19 protein-coding genes and 1 riboswitch are annotated in these 17,816 nt (G+C 68.9%); of the genes, 10 read left to right on the top strand and 9 right to left on the bottom strand.

Annotation, left to right across the window (positions count from 1 at the left end):
- The first annotated feature begins 129 nt into the window (after nucleotides 1-129).
- Complete coding sequence (locus tag AOM45_RS41735; protein ID WP_030471485.1) at nucleotides 130-1,230, top strand: S1 family peptidase; 1,101 nt, start codon at nucleotides 130-132, stop codon at nucleotides 1,228-1,230.
- 62 nt (nucleotides 1,231-1,292) lie between these two features.
- Here the strand turns inward: AOM45_RS41735 and AOM45_RS41730 are convergent, their stop codons facing one another.
- Nucleotides 1,293-1,790, bottom strand: coding sequence for a GbsR/MarR family transcriptional regulator (locus AOM45_RS41730; protein ID WP_030471486.1), 498 nt, complete (start codon nucleotides 1,788-1,790; stop codon nucleotides 1,293-1,295).
- Between the two features lie 83 nt (nucleotides 1,791-1,873).
- Between AOM45_RS41730 and AOM45_RS41725 the strand changes: the two genes are divergently transcribed.
- Entirely contained in the window at nucleotides 1,874-2,761 is an 888-nt protein-coding gene (locus tag AOM45_RS41725; protein WP_030471487.1) for an ABC transporter ATP-binding protein, read from the top strand.
- Nucleotides 2,758-4,341, top strand: coding sequence for an ABC transporter permease (locus tag AOM45_RS41720; protein WP_035912646.1), 1,584 nt, complete (start codon nucleotides 2,758-2,760; stop codon nucleotides 4,339-4,341). Before AOM45_RS41725 ends, AOM45_RS41720 begins: the two co-directional genes overlap by 4 nt.
- Here the strand turns inward: AOM45_RS41720 and AOM45_RS41715 are convergent.
- Both AOM45_RS41715 and AOM45_RS41710 read right to left on the bottom strand, forming a co-directional pair.
- The gene (locus AOM45_RS41715; protein WP_236704029.1) at nucleotides 4,271-5,431 is read right to left on the bottom strand and encodes an MFS transporter; all 1,161 of its coding nucleotides are present in this window, start codon (nucleotides 5,429-5,431) and stop codon (nucleotides 4,271-4,273) included. The genes AOM45_RS41720 and AOM45_RS41715 overlap by 71 nt on opposite strands.
- Before the next feature lie 378 nt (nucleotides 5,432-5,809).
- Entirely contained in the window at nucleotides 5,810-6,709 is a 900-nt protein-coding gene (locus AOM45_RS41710) for a PAC2 family protein (protein ID WP_030471490.1), read from the bottom strand.
- Nucleotides 6,710-6,757: 48 nt separating this feature from the next.
- On the opposite strand from AOM45_RS41710, the gene metH reads away from it, so the two are divergent.
- Together metH and AOM45_RS41700 are read left to right on the top strand one after the other, a co-directional pair.
- Nucleotides 6,758-10,300, top strand: a complete 3,543-nt coding sequence (gene metH / locus AOM45_RS41705; RefSeq protein ID WP_030471491.1) for a methionine synthase — start codon at nucleotides 6,758-6,760, stop codon at nucleotides 10,298-10,300.
- Complete coding sequence (locus AOM45_RS41700; RefSeq protein WP_030471492.1) at nucleotides 10,293-10,949, top strand: HAD family hydrolase; 657 nt, start codon at nucleotides 10,293-10,295, stop codon at nucleotides 10,947-10,949. The genes metH and AOM45_RS41700 overlap by 8 nt, the downstream gene beginning before the upstream one ends.
- On the opposite strand, the gene AOM45_RS41695 is transcribed toward AOM45_RS41700, so the two are convergent.
- A complete protein-coding gene (locus tag AOM45_RS41695; RefSeq protein ID WP_030471493.1) occupies nucleotides 10,946-11,491 on the bottom strand; it encodes an SMI1/KNR4 family protein in 546 nt (181 codons plus the stop codon). The genes AOM45_RS41700 and AOM45_RS41695 overlap by 4 nt on opposite strands.
- Before the next feature lie 189 nt (nucleotides 11,492-11,680).
- Between AOM45_RS41695 and AOM45_RS51435 the strand changes: the two genes are divergently transcribed.
- Nucleotides 11,681-11,896: a hypothetical protein gene (locus AOM45_RS51435; RefSeq protein WP_156094216.1), complete on the top strand. Its 216-nt coding sequence runs from the start codon at nucleotides 11,681-11,683 to the stop codon at nucleotides 11,894-11,896.
- A gap of 29 nt (nucleotides 11,897-11,925) precedes the next feature.
- Complete coding sequence (locus tag AOM45_RS41690) at nucleotides 11,926-13,332, top strand: NucA/NucB deoxyribonuclease domain-containing protein (protein ID WP_162185732.1); 1,407 nt, start codon at nucleotides 11,926-11,928, stop codon at nucleotides 13,330-13,332.
- A gap of 48 nt (nucleotides 13,333-13,380) precedes the next feature.
- Here the strand turns inward: AOM45_RS41690 and AOM45_RS41685 are convergent, their stop codons facing one another.
- The 3 genes from AOM45_RS41685 to AOM45_RS41675 form a co-directional block, all read right to left on the bottom strand.
- On the bottom strand, nucleotides 13,381-14,133 hold the full coding sequence (locus AOM45_RS41685) for a CbtA family protein (protein ID WP_030471495.1): 753 nt from the start codon (nucleotides 14,131-14,133) through the stop codon (nucleotides 13,381-13,383).
- A gap of 16 nt (nucleotides 14,134-14,149) precedes the next feature.
- Nucleotides 14,150-14,338, bottom strand: a complete 189-nt coding sequence (locus AOM45_RS41680) for a CbtB domain-containing protein (protein WP_030471496.1) — start codon at nucleotides 14,336-14,338, stop codon at nucleotides 14,150-14,152.
- 33 nt (nucleotides 14,339-14,371) lie between these two features.
- Nucleotides 14,372-14,547, bottom strand: a riboswitch (cobalamin riboswitch).
- A gap of 48 nt (nucleotides 14,548-14,595) precedes the next feature.
- Nucleotides 14,596-15,246, bottom strand: a complete 651-nt coding sequence (locus tag AOM45_RS41675; RefSeq protein WP_030471497.1) for a (2Fe-2S)-binding protein — start codon at nucleotides 15,244-15,246, stop codon at nucleotides 14,596-14,598.
- Nucleotides 15,247-15,354: 108 nt separating this feature from the next.
- On the opposite strand from AOM45_RS41675, the gene AOM45_RS41670 reads away from it, so the two are divergent.
- The 3 genes from AOM45_RS41670 to AOM45_RS41660 are packed head-to-tail and all read left to right on the top strand — an operon-like array spanning nucleotide 15,355 to nucleotide 16,800.
- Nucleotides 15,355-15,618 (top strand): phosphoribosyl-ATP diphosphatase, encoded by a 264-nt coding sequence (locus AOM45_RS41670; RefSeq protein WP_030471498.1) that lies wholly within the window; start codon nucleotides 15,355-15,357, stop codon nucleotides 15,616-15,618.
- Nucleotides 15,619-15,631: 13 nt separating this feature from the next.
- Nucleotides 15,632-16,492 carry an ATP phosphoribosyltransferase gene (gene hisG / locus AOM45_RS41665; protein ID WP_030471499.1) on the top strand — a complete coding sequence of 287 codons (861 nt, stop codon included), beginning with the start codon at nucleotides 15,632-15,634 and terminating at the stop codon, nucleotides 16,490-16,492.
- Nucleotides 16,489-16,800: an antibiotic biosynthesis monooxygenase family protein gene (locus tag AOM45_RS41660; RefSeq protein WP_030471500.1), complete on the top strand. Its 312-nt coding sequence runs from the start codon at nucleotides 16,489-16,491 to the stop codon at nucleotides 16,798-16,800. The genes hisG and AOM45_RS41660 overlap by 4 nt, the downstream gene beginning before the upstream one ends.
- Here the strand turns inward: AOM45_RS41660 and AOM45_RS41655 are convergent.
- The gene (locus AOM45_RS41655; RefSeq protein WP_030471501.1) at nucleotides 16,761-17,375 is read right to left on the bottom strand and encodes a phosphoribosyltransferase; all 615 of its coding nucleotides are present in this window, start codon (nucleotides 17,373-17,375) and stop codon (nucleotides 16,761-16,763) included. The two genes, AOM45_RS41660 and AOM45_RS41655, sit on opposite strands and share 40 nt — an antisense overlap.
- Entirely contained in the window at nucleotides 17,372-17,767 is a 396-nt protein-coding gene (locus AOM45_RS41650) for a DUF4345 domain-containing protein (RefSeq protein WP_030471502.1), read from the bottom strand. The genes AOM45_RS41655 and AOM45_RS41650 overlap by 4 nt, the downstream gene beginning before the upstream one ends.
- Nucleotides 17,768-17,816 lie beyond the last annotated feature (49 nt).

The raw sequence follows: 17,816 nt of genomic DNA, 5'->3' as shown, positions 1-17,816 counted from the left end.
GACCGCCTGGGGACGCCATGCATCCGGTGTCGTGCGGGCTGTGTTGCAGCACAGCCGATCTCCTCATCGCGGTTGCCCGGTCCGGCGTTACACCGGCCCTGCAGAACCGAAGATCAAGGAGAAATGCCTATGAAGCGCATGGCTGTCGCGGCAGTCGCCGTGCTGGCGGGTGCACTCGCGACGACGGTCTCCCCTGCCGCCGTCGCCGCGCCGCAACCGTCGGCTGACCTGCTCGCCGCGATGCAGCGCGACCTGGGGCTCAACGCCCAGCAGGCGACCGAACGTCTTCGCCAGGAGAACGCGGCCGCGGTCCTGCAGCGCGTCGTGGAGGGTTTCGCCGGTGACAGCTTCGGTGGCGCGTGGTTCGACGCGTCCGCCGGCAAGCTCGTCGTGGGCGTGACCGACGCGGCGAAGACCGACCGGCTCCGCCGGCTCGGCGCGGAACCGAAGGTGGTCGCGAACTCCGCGGGTGCCCTCGACTCGGCCAAGGCTGAGCTGGACGCCGCGAAGGCTCCCGCCGAGGTCACCGGCTGGTTCGTCGACACCCGCGCGAACGCCGTGACGATCACCGTCAAGCGCGGCCAGGCCGAGGCGGCGAAGTCGTTCGCCGGCAAGGCGGGCACGCTCGCGAAGGTCGTCGAGACCGACGAGGCGCCGCGTCTGCTCAAGGACGTGCGCGGCGGCGACGCCTACTACATCAACAACGCCGGTCGTTGTTCCATCGGGTTCGCGGTGCAGGGCGGGTTCGTGTCCGCCGGTCACTGCGGTTCGCCCGGTGACACGGTGGCCGGTGTGGACCGGTCGGCGATGGGTGAGTTCGAGAAGTCGTCCTTCCCCGGCAACGACTACTCGTTCGTCCGCACCAACTCGGCGTGGACGGCGACGGCCAAGGTGAACCACTACGGCGGCGCCGACGTCGTCGTGGCCGGTCACACCGAGGCCGCGGTCGGCGCGTCGATCTGCCGGTCCGGCTCGACCACGGGCTGGCACTGCGGTGAGGTCCAGGCCAAGAGCCAGACGGTGAACTACCAGGAGGGCTCGGTCAGCGGTCTGACGCGCACGAACGTGTGCGCGGAGCCCGGTGACTCCGGCGGCTCGTGGGTCAGCGGCACGCAGGCGCAGGGCGTCACCTCCGGTGGCTCCGGCAACTGCACCAGCGGCGGCACGACCTACTTCCAGCCGGTCAACGAGATCCTCTCGGCGTACGGTCTGACGCTCGTCACGGGCTGACGCAGCAATCGATGAACGGCGCATTTGTCCACCTCAAGTGGATAAATGCGCCGTTCATTGTTTCAGGCTTCGCGCTGTTCGAGCCACTTCTCGCGGTGCGCGCGCCACCGGTCCAGCATCGAGCCGAGCTCGGCGTGGCAGAACCGGAAGAACTCGCGCGTCTCGTCGAGCCGCACCCCGGCGTCGGTGTCCGGGCCGAGCGCGTCGACGCCCTCGCCGAGCACCTCGTCGATCATCCCGAGCATCTGGTCCTTGCGGAACGTTGCCTCGTACCAGACGTTGTCGCGCATCCGGTAGACGTCCCGGCGCGATCCCGGTTCGCGCTCGCGGCTGACGATCTGGACCGTGGTCAGGTAGCGCACCGCGCCCGACACCGCCGCCGGGCTGATCTGCAGCAGATCGGCGATCTCGGCTGAGGTGAGCCGTCCTGAGTCCGTCGTCATCAGCGCCGCGAGGATGCGAGCCGGCATGCGGGGCACGCCGGTGTCCGCCAGAATTCCGCCGAAGCGCTCGACGAACTGGCTCACCGCCTGCGTGTCACGCTGTGTAGCTCTCGTCACGGCGGCATCATCCCCTTTCGTCAGCCGATCGGGCAAAATTTACGTACTTCACGAAGTTGTGAAAGAAGTGTAGCTTACCGGGCATGACATCTGCGATATCCGTGTCGGGCCTGGTCAAGACCTTCGGTCCGACGCGTGCACTGGACGACCTGAACCTGGACGTCCAGACCGGTGAGGTGCACGGCTTCCTCGGCCCGAACGGCGCCGGCAAGTCGACGACGATCCGGATCCTCCTCGGCCTGCTGCGTGCCGACTCCGGCACCGCGCGGCTGCTCGGCGGCGACCCGTGGAAGGACACCGCAGCCCTTCACCGCCGCCTCGCCTACGTCCCCGGCGACGTGAACCTCTGGCCCAACCTGACCGGTGGCGAGGTCATCGACCTGCTCGGACGGCTCCGCGGTGGCCTGAACAAGGCCCGCCGCGCGGAGCTCCTCGAGCGCTTCGAACTGGACCCGCGCAAGAAGGGCCGCACCTACTCCAAGGGCAACCGGCAGAAGGTCGCGCTGGTCGCCGCGCTGTCGTCGGACGTCGAGCTGCTGATCCTGGACGAGCCGACGTCCGGCCTCGACCCGTTGATGGAGGCCGTCTTCCAGGACTGCATCAACGACGAACGCGAGCGCGGCCGCACCGTGCTGCTGTCGAGCCACATCCTCGCCGAGGTCGAGGCGTTGTGCGATCGGGTGAGCATCATTCGCAACGGCCACATCGTCGAGACCGGCACGCTCGCCGACCTGCGGCACCTGACCCGCACGTCGATCTCCGCCGAGCTCGCGGGCCCGCCCAACGGGCTCACCTCGATGGCGGGCGTGCACGACCTCGTCGCCGAGGGCAACCGCGTCAAGTTCGAGGTCGACTCGGACAAGCTCGACCCCGTGCTCAAGCAGCTCGTCTCCTCGGGCGTGCGCACGCTGACCTCGCAGCCGCCGACGCTGGAGGAGCTGTTCCTGCGGCACTACGAGGACACGAAATGATCGGCACCCTCCACCTCGTCCGGCTGGCGCTGCGCCGCAGCCGGATCCTGCTGCCGGTCTGGATCTTCTTCCTGGTGTTCACCACGTTGTCGACCACGACCGCGCTGGAAGAGGTCTACGGGACGCAGCAGTCCAGGGCACTGCTCGGTGCCACGGCGAACGCGAACTCCGCGTTCCTCGCGATGCTCGGCCCGCTGCACGACTGGTCGACGCTCGGTGGTCTGGTCGCGTGGCGCTGGGGCGTCTTCGCGGGCCTGTTCATCGCGATCATGGCTCTGCTGGTCGTCACCCGGCACACGCGCGCCGAAGAAGAGGCGGGCCGCACGGAGCTCGTCAGCGCCGCGGTCGTGGGCCGGCACGCGCACCTCGCGGCCGCGGTGATCGTCGCGGGCGGCACGAGCCTGCTGATCGGCGTGCTGCAGGCGCTGGTGCTGATCGGCAAGGACCTCCCCGCCGACGGCGCCTGGGCGTTCGGCCTGTCGACCGCGAGCGTCGGCCTGGTGTTCACCGGCGTCAGCGCGTTCACCGCGCAGCTGTCGGAGAACTCGCGCGTGTCCAACGCGCTCGCGGGCGGGTTCCTCGGCGTGATCTACCTGCTCCGCGCCGCGGGCGACGCGGCGGGGGAGTCGGGCCCGCAGTGGCTGACCTGGTTCTCCCCGATCGGCTGGACCGAGCAGGTGCGGTCGTTCGGTGACAACAGGTTCTGGGTGCTGCTGATCCCGCTGGCCGTGTTCGTCGTGCTGGTGGGCACCTCGGCCTACGTCGTGACGCGCAGGGACGTCGGTCTCGGCCTGCTGCCGACGAGGCTCGGGCCGGCGCACGGCAAGATCGGCACGCCGTTCGGCCTGGCCTGGCGGCTGCAGAAGGGGTCGCTGATCGGGTGGTCGGTGGCTCTGTTCGTGGTCGGCGTGATCTACGGCAGCGTGGCGCAGGCGGTCGGGCAGATGGTCGAGGACAACCCGACGCTCGGTCAGATCGTGCAGCAGATCGGCGGGGCGGACGCGATGGTGGACGCGTTCTTCGCGACCGTCACCCAGCTGATCGGCCTGATCTCGTCGATCTACCTGGTCCAGGCGGTCCTGCGGCTGCGGTCGGAGGAGACCTCGTTCCGCGCCGAACCGCTGCTGGCGACCCCGGTCTCGCGCTGGGGCTGGGTCGCGTCGCACGCGGTGTTCGCCCTGGTCGGCGGCGCGATCGTGCTGGCCTTCGCCGGTCTCGGCCTCGGCCTGGTGCACGGCCTGCAGATCGGTGACGTCGGCACGGCCCTGCCGAAGATGCTCGGAGCCGCGCTCGTCCAGCTCCCGGCCGCCTGGGTGGTCGCGGGTGTGGCGCTGGTGCTGTTCGGGCTGTTCCCGCAGTTCACGGGCGTGAGCTGGGCCGTGGTCTCGGCGTCGCTGGTGATCACGCTGCTCGGCCCGGCCCTGCAGCTCGACCAGTGGGCGCTCGACGTGTCGCCGTTCACGCACGTCCCGAAGTACCCGGACATCGTCGCGGGCCCGCTGCTGTGGCTCAGCGCGGTGGCGGTGGTGCTTCTGGCTGCGGGGTTCGCCGGTTTCCGGCGGCGCGACCTGACCACGTGACGATCGCCGGCACCGTGATCAGCAGTGCTGCTGGGACGAGGAAACCCAGCAGCGGATGGGACTGGTAGAGCGGAACGAACGCCAGCGGGGCGGCGGCAGCACCCATGAAGCGCAGCGACTGCACGACGCTGACGCTGCCGCCCCGGTTGGCGTTGTCGCTCTGCAACACCAACGCGTTGATGCTCACCAACACACCCTGCGCGGCCGCCCCGGTCAGCGCCCACGCGATCACCACCATCGCCGCGACCGGCGAGACGCCCACCGCCGCGATGAGACCCCCGCCCAGCGTCGCGCCGACGACGACCGTGGTCGTGGCCCCGTACCGGTCGATCGCCCTGCCGACCTGCCGCGCGGTCAGGAATCCGACGATGCCGAAGCCGGTGAGCAGCACGCCGCGCTCGCCCGCGCCGAGCCCGAAGACGTCGTCCAGCCGGAACGCGACGAGGAACGACAACCCGCCCAGGCAGGCCCAGCCGATGAACGCGATCAGCGCGGGCCTGAGGGTGCTCGGCACGAACGCACTGCGCAGGCTGGCGTCGCGCTCCGGTTCGGTGTCCGTGTCCGGCACGCCGAGAATCGCGAGGGCGACGGCCACGACGGAGATCACCACGAACGCCAGCCGCCAGTTCGCCTCGGCGGCGAGCCCTCCGACCAGCGGGGCGGACGTCTGCCCGGCGGCCTGCATCGACCCGAACAGGCCCAGCGCGCGGCCGAGCTTCTCCTTCGGCGTGGAGGCGGCGATGACGGCCAGCAGCACCGGCGTGGTGAACGAGTTCGCGGCGCCTTGGAGTGCTCGTGAGGCCAGCAGTACCTCGAACGTCCACGAGGTTGCCGCCAGCGCGGACGCCAGCGCGTAGGCGACGTACGCGATGCGGACGGTCCGTTGTGGACCCCAGCGTTGGGCGAGCGTGCCGGACACGAGCATCAGCACGGCGAACGGCACGAGGTAGTACGTCAGTGTCGCCGCCGCCGCACCGGGTGAGCGGCCGTAGGTGTGGCCGATCTCGGGCAGGATCGACGTCGTGATGGCGCCGCCGAACGGCCCGATCAAGGCGCCGGCGTACAACCCGGCGCGTGCCAAACGGCCCACAGACACCTCCGCCGCTCCACCCTAGTGGGGGAGCGGCGGTGATGGTTAGTGGAGCTAAGTTTTTCTGGCAGTAGACGTCCGTGCGTGCGCACCACACACACGACGTCAGCCGGGTACCCCCAATTTCAAGCTTAGCGAGGGGGTCTGACACCTGGCCGGCAGCAGGTCAGCGTGCACCGGCCGCCGCGCGCAGCCGTTGCGAAGTGCACGCGGGGCCCCTTCGTCCTCTCCTGCAGTACGAAAGCTCCCCGCGTACTTCATCGTGCGGCCGGCGCAGCCCGTGCCGGGTCGCCTCGCATCGCGGTGGCGCAGAGTACGCGGGGAGCTTTCGTACTCTTCTGGAGTACGCAGGGGCCCCGCGTGTCGTCGAAACAGGGGTTAGCGAGGCCCGGTTGAGGGCCAGCCTGGGCCGCGGCCGCGGCGGCGCAGGTACCGCTCGAACTCCGCGGCGATGTCGTCCCCGGAGGCCTCGGTGATCTGGATGGCCGCGTCGCCGCGCTCCTCCAGCGCGCGCACGTAGTTGCGCACGTCCTCGTCCTCGTCGGCCATCTCCGAGACGGTGCGCTCCCACTCCTCGGCCTGCTCCGGCAGCGCGCCGAGCGGGACCTCGATGTCGAGCACCTCCTCGACGCGGTGCAGCAGCGCGAGCGTGGCCTTGGGGGAGGGCGGCTGCGACACGTAGTGCGGCACGGCGGCCCAGAACGAGATCGCCGGGACGCCCGCCTGCACGCACGCGTCCTGGAAGACGCCGACGATGCCGGTCGGGCCCTCGTACTTGGAGTGCTCCAGCCCGAACTTCGCGGCGGCGTCCGGGTCGTAGGCGGTGCCGGTGACCGGCACGGGGCGGGTGTGGGGCGTGTCCATCAGCAGCGCGCCCAGCGTCACCACGGTCGTCACCCCGAGAGCTTCGATGTGGCCCAGCAGCTCGGCGGCGAACTTGCGCCACCGCATGTTCGGCTCGATGCCGTGCACGAGGATGACGTCGACCGGGGAGCCTGGGGGCCTGCACACCGAGAGCCGCGTCGTCGGCCAGTCGACCCTTCGGGTGACACCGTCCACCATGCGGACCGTGGGTCGAGTCACCTGGAAGTCGTAGTAGTCGTCGGGGTCGATCTCGGCGAGCGGGGTGGCGTCCCAGGTGAGTTGCAGGTGCTCGATGGCGGTGCTGGCGGCATCGCCCGCGTCGTTCCACCCTTCGAAGGCACAGACCATGATCGGACTCGTGAGCGGTTTGCGCGGGTTCGAGGGGGTCGGGGATTCCTGGGACGGATCGTTCACGGCGCCAGACTACGGCCTCCCCAGGTCAACTCATCGTAGGCTTGGCCCATGCGTGATCGCGGAGAGTCGCCGTTCCTGGAAGCGCTGGTGAACCGGGTCGTCGTCGCTGACGGTGCCATGGGCACCATGCTCCAGGCCGCTGACCTCTCTCTTGACGACTTCAACGGTCTAGAGGGCTGCAACGAGATCTTGAACGTCACGCGTCCGGACGTCGTGAAGGCCGTGCACCGCGGTTATCTCGAAGTCGGTGTGGACGCCGTGGAGACGAACACGTTCGGCGCGAACCTCGCGAACCTGGCCGAGTACGACATCCCGGACCAGATCTTCCACCTGTCCGAACGGGGCGCGGCGCTCGCGCGGGAGGTGGCGGACGAGTTCAGCACGTCCGGGCAGCCCCGGTTCGTGCTCGGCAGCGTCGGTCCCGGCACCAAGCTGCCGACGCTCGGTCACGCGCCGTACGCGACGTTGCGCGACGCGTACGTCGAGCAGTGCAAGGGCCTGCTCGCCGGCGGTGTGGACGCGATCATCGTCGAGACCTCGCAGGACCTGTTGCAGACCAAGGCGTCGATCATCGGTGCCAAGCGCGCGATGGCCGCGGAGGGCCGCGTCGTCCCGATCATCGCCCAGGTCACCGTCGAGACGACCGGCACGATGCTGCTCGGCTCGGAGATCGGCGCCGCGCTGACCGCCCTGGAACCGCTCGGCATCGACCTGATCGGCCTCAACTGCGCCACCGGTCCCGCCGAGATGAGCGAGCACCTGCGGACGCTCTCCAAGCACGCGCGCATCCCGTTGTCGGTGATGCCGAACGCCGGCCTGCCCGAACTGGGCCCGAACGGCGCGGTCTACCCGTTGTCGCCCGAGGAGCTCGCGCAGGCGCTGGCCGGGTTCGTGCAGGAGTTCGGCACGCGGCTCGTCGGCGGCTGCTGCGGCACGACGGCCGAGCACCTGCGCCAGGTCGCCGAGGCGGTGAAGGACCTCGGCGCGACGCAACGCAGGCCACGTCCCGAGCCCGGCGTGTCCTCCCTGTACCAGGCCGTTCCGTTCAAACAGGACGCTTCGGTGCTGATGATCGGCGAACGCACGAACGCCAACGGCTCCAAGGCGTTCCGCGAGGCGATGCTGGCGGAGAAGTGGGAGGACTGCATCGAGATCGCGCGCGACCAGACGCGCGAGGGCGCCCACCTCATCGACCTGTGCATCGACTACGTGGGCCGCGACGGCGAGGCCGACATGCGCGCGCTGGCCTCGCGTCTCGCGACCGCGTCGACGTTGCCGATCATGCTCGACTCGACCGAACCCGCCGTGCTCCAGGCAGGCCTGGAGTGTCTCGGGGGCCGCTGCGCCGTCAACTCGGTCAACTACGAGGACGGCGACGGCCCGGAATCCCGCTTCCAGAAGATCATGCGGCTCGTCACCGAGCACGGCGCGGCGGTCGTGGCGCTGTGCATCGACGAGGAGGGCCAGGCCCGCACCAGGGACTGGAAGGTCCGCGTCGCCGTCCGGCTGATCGAGGACCTGACGCAGAACTGGGGCATGCGGGTCAACGACATCATCGTCGACTGCCTGACGTTCCCGATCTCCACCGGCCAGGAGGAGGTCCGCCGCGACGCCGTCGAGACGATCGAGGCGATCCGCGAGCTCAAGCGCCGTTATCCGGACGTGCAGACGACGCTGGGCCTGTCGAACGTCTCCTTCGGACTCAACCCGGCCGCGCGCCAGGTGCTCAACTCCGTGTTCCTGCACGAGTGCGTGCAGGCGGGCCTCGACACCGCGATCGTGCACGCGTCCAAGATCGTGCCGATGGCCCGCATCCCCGACGAGCAGCGCGCGGTGGCGCTGGACCTGGTCTACGACCGCCGCCGCGAGGGCTACGACCCGCTGCAGAAGCTCATGGAGCTGTTCGAGGGCGTCACCACGAAGTCGAACAGCGCCTCCCGCGCCGAGGAACTGGCCGCGCTGCCGTTGTTCGAACGGCTGGAGCGCCGGATCGTCGACGGCGAGCGCAACGGCCTGGAAGCCGACCTGGACTCCGCGCTGGAGCAGCGTCCGGCGTTGCAGATCATCAACGACACGTTGCTGGCGGGCATGAAGACCGTCGGCGAGCTCTTCGGCTCCGGCCAGATGCAGCTGCCGTTCGTGCTGCAGTCCGCCGAGGTCATGAAGTCCGCCGTCGCGCACCTCGAACCGCACATGGAACGGTCCGACGACGGCGGCAAGGGCCGGATCGTGCTCGCCACCGTCAAGGGCGACGTCCACGACATCGGCAAGAACCTCGTCGACATCATCCTGTCCAACAACGGCTACGAGGTCGTGAACATCGGCATCAAGCAGCCGATCAACGCGATCCTGGAGGCCGCGCAGGAGCACCGCGCGGACGCGATCGGCATGTCCGGCCTGCTGGTCAAGTCCACGGTGATCATGAAGGAGAACCTCGAGGAGATGAACTCCCGGGGTGTCGCCGCGCGGTGGCCCGTGCTGCTGGGCGGCGCCGCGTTGACGCGTGCGTACGTCGAGAACGACCTGACGGAGATGTACTTCGGCGACGTCCGCTACGCCCGTGACGCGTTCGAGGGCCTGCGCCTGATGGACGCGATCATGGCGGCCAAGCGCGGCGAAGCTCCCCGCGTCGACCCCGAAGCCGAGGCGAAGGCGGCGGAACGCAAGGCGCGCCGCGAACGTTCGCTGCGCATCGCCGCCGCCCGCAAGGCCGCCGCCGTCGAGGAGGAGACGGTCGCCGGCCGCTCGGACGTGGCCACCGACAACCCGGTCCCGGCGCCACCGTTCTGGGGCAGCAGGGTCGTGAAGGGCATCCCGGTCGCGGACTACTCGGCGTTGCTGGACGAGCGGGCGACGTTCATGGGCCAGTGGGGCCTCAAGGGCACGCGCGGCGGCAACGGACCGTCCTATGAGGACCTGGTCGAGACCGAGGGCCGCCCGCGTCTGCGCTACTGGATGGAACGCCTTGCCACGGAAGGTGTTCTTGCCCACGCCGCAGTCGTCTACGGCTACTTCCCGTGCGTCTCCGAAGGCGACGACGTGATCATCCTGGAAGAGCCGTCGGTGGACTCCGCCGAGCGCTTCCGGTTCACTTTTCCGCGCCAGAAAAGGGATCGCCGCCTATGCCTGGCCGACTTCTGGCGTTCCCGCGAGTCCGGTGAGGTCGACGTCATCGCGTTCCACCTCGTCACGATGGGCCAGCCGATCGCCGACTACGCCAACGAACTGTTCGGCAAGAACGCGTATCGTGAGTACCTGGAAGTCCACGGACTGGGGGTCCAGCTCACCGAAGCGCTGGCCGAGTACTGGCACAAGCGGGTCCGCGAGGAGCTCGTGTGGCCGTCGGGTGAGTCCGTCGCGGCGGAAGACCCGAGCGAGGTCGAGGAGTTCTTCAAGCTCGGCTACCGCGGCGCGCGTTACTCGTTCGGCTACGGCGCCTGTCCCGAGATGGAAGACCGCAGGCGCATCGTCGACCTGCTCGACCCGGAACGCATCGGCGTGACCCTGTCCGAGGAGCTCCAGCTGCACCCCGAACAGTCCACCGACGCCTTCGTGGCGCACCACCCGGAGGCGAAGTACTTCAATGTCTGACCTCTCTGCCGTTCTGTGGGACATGGACGGCACCCTGCTGGACTCCGAGAAGCTGTGGGACATCCCGCTCTACGAGTACGCGGAGAAGCTCGGCGGGGTGCTCTCCCTGGAGACCCGCGAAAGCATGGTCGGCACCAACGTGCCCACGACGATGCGCCTGCTGTTCGCCGACGTCGGCATCGAGCCCTCACCCGAGGACCTGGTGGACGGCGCCGCGTGGATCTCGCGCCGCACCGAGGAGGTGTTCCGCGCCGGCCTGCCGTGGCGACCGGGCGCGGCTGAGGCGTTGCGGGCGGTGCGCGCGTCCGGCGTGCCGATGGCCCTGGTGACGTCTACCGAGCGCTCGCTGACCGAGGTCGCGCTGGACACGATCGGCCGGGACCTGTTCGACGTCACGGTGTGCGGCGACGAGGTCGACGGCCAGAACAAGCCGTTGCCGGAGCCGTACCTGAAAGCAGCGCGCCTGCTCGGCGTGGACGCGACGCGGTGCGTGGCGATCGAGGACTCGCCGACCGGCGTGGCCGCCGCCGTCGCCGCCGGGTGCACGGTTCTGGTGGTGCCGTGCGACGTCGAGGTGCCGGCGGGGGAGCGGCGGATTTTCCGCGACTCGCTGGTGGGCGTGGACCTGGACGTGCTGCGCGCGCTCTAAACCCGTACGGACTGCCAGCTCAGCAGGCCGTCACGCACCTCGGGCACGTAAAGCACGGCCTTGACGAACTTGGCCCTGGCGGCTTTCACATGCTCGCGGAGGGCCGGTTCGCCGGTGCCGAGCGAATGCGCGATATCGGCGAGCATCGCGTCGATGGTCGGCCACAGCGTGGGTAGGCGGCTGCCTTCGTCGACGTCCCACTCGCGAACACAACCCGACTCCGGTCCGGGTCGTTCGTCGACGAAAACGTAGCCACCCATGCCGTCCGCAGCGAGCGGGACGAATTCTTGGAGGAAGATCCCGGACGTGGTGCCTGCGGGTTCCGCTTCGACCTGGAATTCTGTGGTCTTGCGGATGCGTGTCCGGTTCGAATCTTCCGCGGACAGGGGCGTGTACGCCGGGGGAATCAGGTTGCGCGCTCCGGTCAGCCGCCAGAACCCGGTTGCACCCGGTGGCGCGGTGATCTGGCCGAAAGTCCGGGAAGCGTTGCTGTGCAACCAGTTGTGGATGCGTTCCCACGGTTGAACGTCGTTCTCCGTCATGTCGTCATGATGCCGCATCGCCGTTCGCGATGTTGGGCCGGACGGCGGTAGATCGCGTTTTCCTGGAACAAGAGCATGGGTTTGGGGGGGTGTCGGAGAAACGGCAATTCCATTGCATGGGGGTGCTTATTTTTGAGTAGGCGAAATTTGTTGCGCCCATTTTCGGGCCGCTTGACGAGGATTCTGACGGTGACCGCACTTGCGGCGGGAACACTGGTCTCGGCTACAACCGGAGCAACTGCCGACGTCGGACCCAAGGTGCCGGCCAAGTATCCGCCGCTCGTGATCGGGACGACCGACAACAGGCTGGAGCACATCTCGCGGCACACCAGCCGCTGGTTGCACGCCTCGGTCGACGGCGTGGGCGGACCGGCGACCTACCGCACGATTCCTGAACTGCGGTGATCCTCGAGCCGAGCGGAATGCTGACGATCTTGTCCATCGGTACCGGTAACAAGATCAGCCGTGGCCGGTTCGGTGTGGATCCAGCGGCGGGCGCTCAGGGCTGGGACGATCTCGCCCAGCAGGGCGCACCGCTCAACGGCGGCAACAACATGATCAACGGCGCTGGTTTGGCGAACGGCACCTGGACGGCCGTCTACCTCGACCAGGGCCAGAAACTGGTCGAGATCAACTCGGGTGGTGCGGACACCGGAACCGCCACCCCGTCGCAGGAGACGCCGAAGTTGCGCGATCTGACGTCCTTGCAGGCCGAACACGGCCGCAGCGGCACGTACGCCGACCTGCAGTTGAAGCCGAAGCCTCAGATGGGTGCGTCCTGGACCCCGCCGGATTTCAAGTACGACCACTTCACGTTCGACCAGTGCCGCAACCCCGGCGCGGAGGAGAACCCGCCGGGGCAGATCAAGAACCACTACTCGTACTGCTGGAGCGGCAACGCTTCGATCAACTACAAGATGCACTGCTGGGGGCCGCTGTGCTTCGGCAGACGGGTCGTGTACCTGGTGACGGTGATCGGCGAGGGCAACACGCACTTCCGCGAGTCGCTCTACCGGGTTTTCGTCTCCGATTTTGAGGACGTCTCAGTCGCCGACCGCCTGATGAAGATCAAGGTGGAGATGCGGTGCGATTCCCTGGTACAACCGGACGACTGCGCACCGGACAGCAGTCTGTCCTCAGTGGAGCGTTCGATCTCCGAGTGGGACGCGAACAACGAGGCGCGCATGAAGGTCGTGGGCGCTGAACCACCCGTCACGGACCTCAACCCCGATCGGGTCGGGTACGGCAACGCCTGGGTGCACGTGACCGCGACGGCGCCGAACAACAGCAGGCGTGACCTCGACACGCCCAAGAACCGCGTGCGCTTCGACTCCGCCGACTACCTGAAGTACAACGCGTTCACCGGCGGTCAGGGTGCGATCTTCCCGGACGTCAACGCGGTGATCAACTTCCCGATCGCCACACCCGAGTTCGCGGCGATGCAGGCGTCCGGCATGCACTACAAGCAGGCGATGGAGCGACCGGGCGAGACCTGTCCGAGGGTCGCGGGCAAGGACATCCCTGGTGCCATCGGACGCGCGCCACTGCACCGCCTCTACCACGACAGGGAGTGGCGCCAGAAGAACAGGCAGAGCGCATTTGCGGCGTGCGAGACGGAACTGCCTCCCGGCGAGTACCCGAAGCCCGGCCACCAGTGCGACGAGTACCCGTTCGCGACCACCAGGGAGGGCGCTTCGGCGACGCACAACCCGCTGCGCAACTTCTCGGTCAAGTCGATCCTCGGGGACGACAACGAGGCCGCGGGCACCTGGCTCAGTGCGTGGTACTCCTACGACCGGATCATCGACGGTGATCCGTTCTACGTCCGTGTGATCGTGTAGGCGGACTGACCTCGGTGTGGGGTGGCCGCGCGCGACCACCCCACACCATCAGGCGACTGCGGCCTTCTCGGAGGCCTTGGCCCTGCGCGTGGCCGGGTCGATCAGCAGGCCGAACACCACGCCGAGACCGACGTAGAGCGTGGCGAGCTGGGCGAGCGAGCTGAGGCGGAACTGCCACAGCACGTTCACCGGCATGTCCGCGGGGATCGTGTCCGGCGGCGCGGGGAACGCCACCAGCACCACCGCGACGGCCGCGGCCACCGCGAGCAGCACCGCGGTGACGCGCACCGGCTGTGGCTGCGCGCGCAGCCGTTCGGCCAGCAGGCTCGCTCCCCACACGATCACGAGACCGGCCACCACCACACCGAGGTAGAGCGCGGTCCGGTAGTTCACCGTCTCCGGGTCGCCCACGGCGGGCGGGTTGGCCGGGTACTTCAGCCACGGCAGCAGTGCCACCGCGCCGAACACGGCGGCACCGAAGGCGAGGCTGCGGCTGAACGGCGTGCGGTCGACGAACCAGCGCTTCGACAGCGCGTAGGCCGTGGCGAACACCAGGCCCACGGCGATGCCGACGATCACCACGCCGAGCATGCCGCCCACGACCTGGGCGCCGCGGCCGACCAGTGCTTCCTCGCCACCGTGCGAATGGCCCTCGCCAGCCGGTTCCCTGGCCTCCTCGACCGCCAGCGCGGCGCGAATCGGGATCTCGGTCACCAGCAGTTGCACGAGCGCGGAGGCGACACCGGCGATGCCGCCCGCCGCGATCCCCCGCAGAGCGAGGGACTTGTACGTCGTCGTCATGTGCGTGATCAGCGGATCAGTGGCACGGGACGCCGAGCGCGTGCCGGCCGTCGTGGAAGAACTCGTGCAGCAGCTCCGAGCTCGCACCGAGCGCGAGTCCGTTCTCCTGCAGGACCAGGTACGTGACGATCAGGCCGAGCAGGGCGGCGGCGAAGGCCCACTTGGGCACGCGGACGGCGGACAGATGTGCTGCGGGGCTCGTCATGACGGGCTCCTCCATACCTCGTGGAAGGTCAACTCTCCTTGCGGCGCCGCAGCCGGTCTCCTGACTCCCGGATCAACGCTGCCCCCGCGTCTTCCCAGCTCCTGCGTGGAACCAGTGACGTGCTCGGCGGGGATCGCTTCCCGGTCACAGTGGCGAGGACCGCGCCGGATTCACACCGGCTTCCCGTCACTGCGGCGCGTGCACCGTAAGTTGATCGGTGGCTTAAACACAACCGGCCATAAGAGTTGTCGTGTTCATCACTTCACGAGTGGGCAGTCGCCGCACTTCCCACCTGCGGCTACGCGGTAGTAAAGGCAGCAGCTCCGACGCCGGAACGTGACCTCGCCGGGGAAGGGGATGAATTCCCCTGCCTGTTCGAACGGTGGCGCGCTCATCAGTCGTGCGCCGCGAAGTTCCGCTTCTTCGGCCGTGAGCATCCGTGCGCGCACAACCATTTTGAGCGCGCCCGCGATGTTCGACATGGCGTTGCCCCACAACAATCCGCGCGCCACGGGCGTGATCCTCTGGATCGCTTCCACCACGGGTTCGAGCGCCTCGGCGGCAGGTGGGCCCAGCCGCGGCTCGTCGATGCGGACGCTCAGGCCGTTCGCCGGGTCGTGGTGCCACCACAGGTTCTCCGGGCGCACGTCGATCGGGAGGTTCGCCGCCGTGAGAGGGCTGAGCAGCCGCGCTGTGTAGCTGAGGAAGAACAGGCTCGCCGCGACGCGTGGTTCCTCCGCCCGGTAGCGGGTGGCGATGGCGTCGATGGTCGTCTTGAGCGCGGGGCCTTCCAGCAGTGCCGATCCGGGCAGCCACGTCTGGTCCGGGCGGCCCACGTCGAGGGCGAAGAACGGGTTGATTCCGCGCACCCGGCGCAGCGCTTCGAGCACTTCGGCGAACTCCGACACGAGAATTCACGCTACCGGGTGTCCATGCAGGACAGATCACGTCCACGGCCTGGGACAGATGTGACCGCGGTGTGGACGGGGGTGCGGGAGATGGGAGGATGTCACGTCGTGAAGACCTTCGACTCCCTGTTCGCCGAACTGACCGAACGAGCCGCCACCAAGCCGGCGGGTTCCGGCACCGTCGCAGCGCTCGAGGCCGGCGTCCATGCGCAGGGCAAGAAGGTCCTGGAGGAGGCGGGCGAGGTCTGGATCGCCGCCGAGTACGAGTCCGACGAGAAGCTCGCCGAAGAGATCTCGCAGCTGCTGTACCGCCTCCAGGTGATCATGCTGGGCCGCGGCCTGACCCTCGAAGATGTTTACAAGTACCTCTGACGGAGACTTCCACATGCTGCGCGTAGCAGTCCCGAACAAGGGGGCGCTCACCGAACGCGCCTCCGCCATGCTGACCGAGGCCGGATACCGCCAGCGGCACGAGTCGCGTGACCTGACCGTGCTGGACCCGAACAACGACGTCGAGTTCTTCTTCTTGCGTCCCAAGGACATCGCGATCTACGTGGCGTCCGGTGACCTCGACCTGGGCATCACCGGCCGCGACCTCGCCGCCGACTCCGGCGCCGACGACAACGGCTCCTCCGTCGAGGAGCTGCTGGCGCTGGGCTTCGGCGGGTCGACCTTCCGCTACGCCGGGCCCAAGGGCAAGGACTGGAAGGTCGAGGACCTGGAGGGCAAGCGCCTCGCCACGGCGTACCCGAAGCTCGTGAACCGCGACCTGAGGACGCGGGGCATCAGCGCCAAGGTGATCCGGCTCGACGGTGCCGTCGAGATCTCGATCCAGCTCGGCGTGGCGGACCTGATCGCCGACGTCGTGGGGTCCGGCCGGACCCTGCGCCAGCACGACCTGGTGCCGTTCGGCGACCCGATCTGCGAGTCCGAGGCGGTGCTCGTGCACCGCGCCGGCTCCGAGCTGACCGCGGCCAAGAAGCAGCTGACGGCTCGCCTGCAGGGTGTCGTGTTCGCCCAGCAGTACCTGATGCTCGACTACGACTGCCCGCGCACGATCCTCGACGACGCGGTCGCCCTGACGCCGGGTCTGGAGTCGCCGACGGTCGCGCCGCTGGCCGACGAGAACTGGGTGGCCGTGCGGGCGATGGTGTCGCGCAAGGACGCGAACCGCGTGATGGACGAGCTGGCCGCGATCGGTGCCAAGGCCGTGCTGGCCTCGGACATCAGGTTCTGCCGGCTGTGATCCTGGAGCAGGCGGTCCTGGACGTGGTGCCGGGCCGCGAGTCCGAGTTCGAGTGGGCGTTCGGCGAGGCGCGGGAGCTGATCTCCGCCTCGCCGGGCTTCCTCGGCCTCGAACTGCTGCGGTGCCTGGAGACGTCGTCGCGCTACCTGCTGCTGGTGCGGTGGGAGTCGCTCGAGGCGCACACCGTGGGCTTCCGGCAGGGGCCGTCGTACGAGCGCTGGTCGTCGCTGCTGCACAAGTTCTACTCGCCGTTCCCGGTGGTGGAGCACTACTCGAGCGCGCTGAGCACTTCGGCGTCCGTCGTCTGATCGAACCGCTCGTACCAGCGGCTGACCGCGCCGAAGTGCCGCGGGACCAGCACGGCGACCACCGGCGTCGAGAACGTGCTGAGCGACTCCCTGGCGGCCACGGGCACGGCGAGCGTGACGCTTCTCGGTTCGTGCCGGGTGATCCAGTGCAGCGCGGCCTTGGCGGTGACGCCGGTGGCGAGCCCGTCGTCCACGAGGATGACGTCGCGGTCGGAGATGGTGAGCGGCTTGTCCTTGCGGTAGAGGGCGGTTCGCCGCGCGGCCTCGTCGCGTTCCCGATCGCAGGTGCCGGCGAGCAGTTCCTCGGTGAGACGCAACGCCCTGAGCACCCGCTGGTCGTAGATCGGTTCGCTGTCCGCCGTCACCGCGCCCACCCCGTACTCGGGATGGCCGGGTGCGCCGATCTTGCGCGCGACCACCACGTCGAGCTCGGCGCCGAGGTGGTTCGCGACCTCCCTGGCCACCGGGACGCCGCCGCGGGGGAGTCCGAGGACCAGCGGGTCGTGCCACGGCCGGTCCGCGAGTCGCGCGGCGAGGGCGCGGCCCGCCTCCTGCCGGTTCGCGAACCTCTTCACAGTCCCGTTGAAGTTACGCGCTTCTCGTCGGCGGAGGCGAGCCAGAAGAAGACCGGAGGAAGCACCACTTCCAGGACGATCAGCGGGATCTGGAACCAGTGCGGCTGCCCGTGCACGGCGAGAGACAGCAGCCTTCCGACAGCCGACAGCGCGAACACGCCCGCCAGCCACCGGACGGCGGTGGCGGGGACCGGCTTCTGCCGGGCCGCCCAGATCCACGCCAGCCCGTAGCCGAAGAAGATCGCGTTGTAGAAGCGCTCGCGGCTGTCGACCGTCGCGCCGGCCATCTCCTCACCCGGCACGGAGGCGACCCCCAGCACCACGTGGTAGATCCCGATCAACGCGCAGGCGACTCCCATCGCCCACGCGAGCCATCTCAGCGTCGCGGCCATCCCCACCCCCTTGGTAGACACGTGTCTACTCGGCTTGGTAGACGCGTGT

It is taken from the genome of Lentzea aerocolonigenes (genome assembly GCF_000974445.1).
GTDB classification, from domain to species: domain Bacteria; phylum Actinomycetota; class Actinomycetes; order Mycobacteriales; family Pseudonocardiaceae; genus Lentzea; species Lentzea aerocolonigenes.
This window is presented reverse-complemented; position numbering and strand designations above follow the sequence as displayed.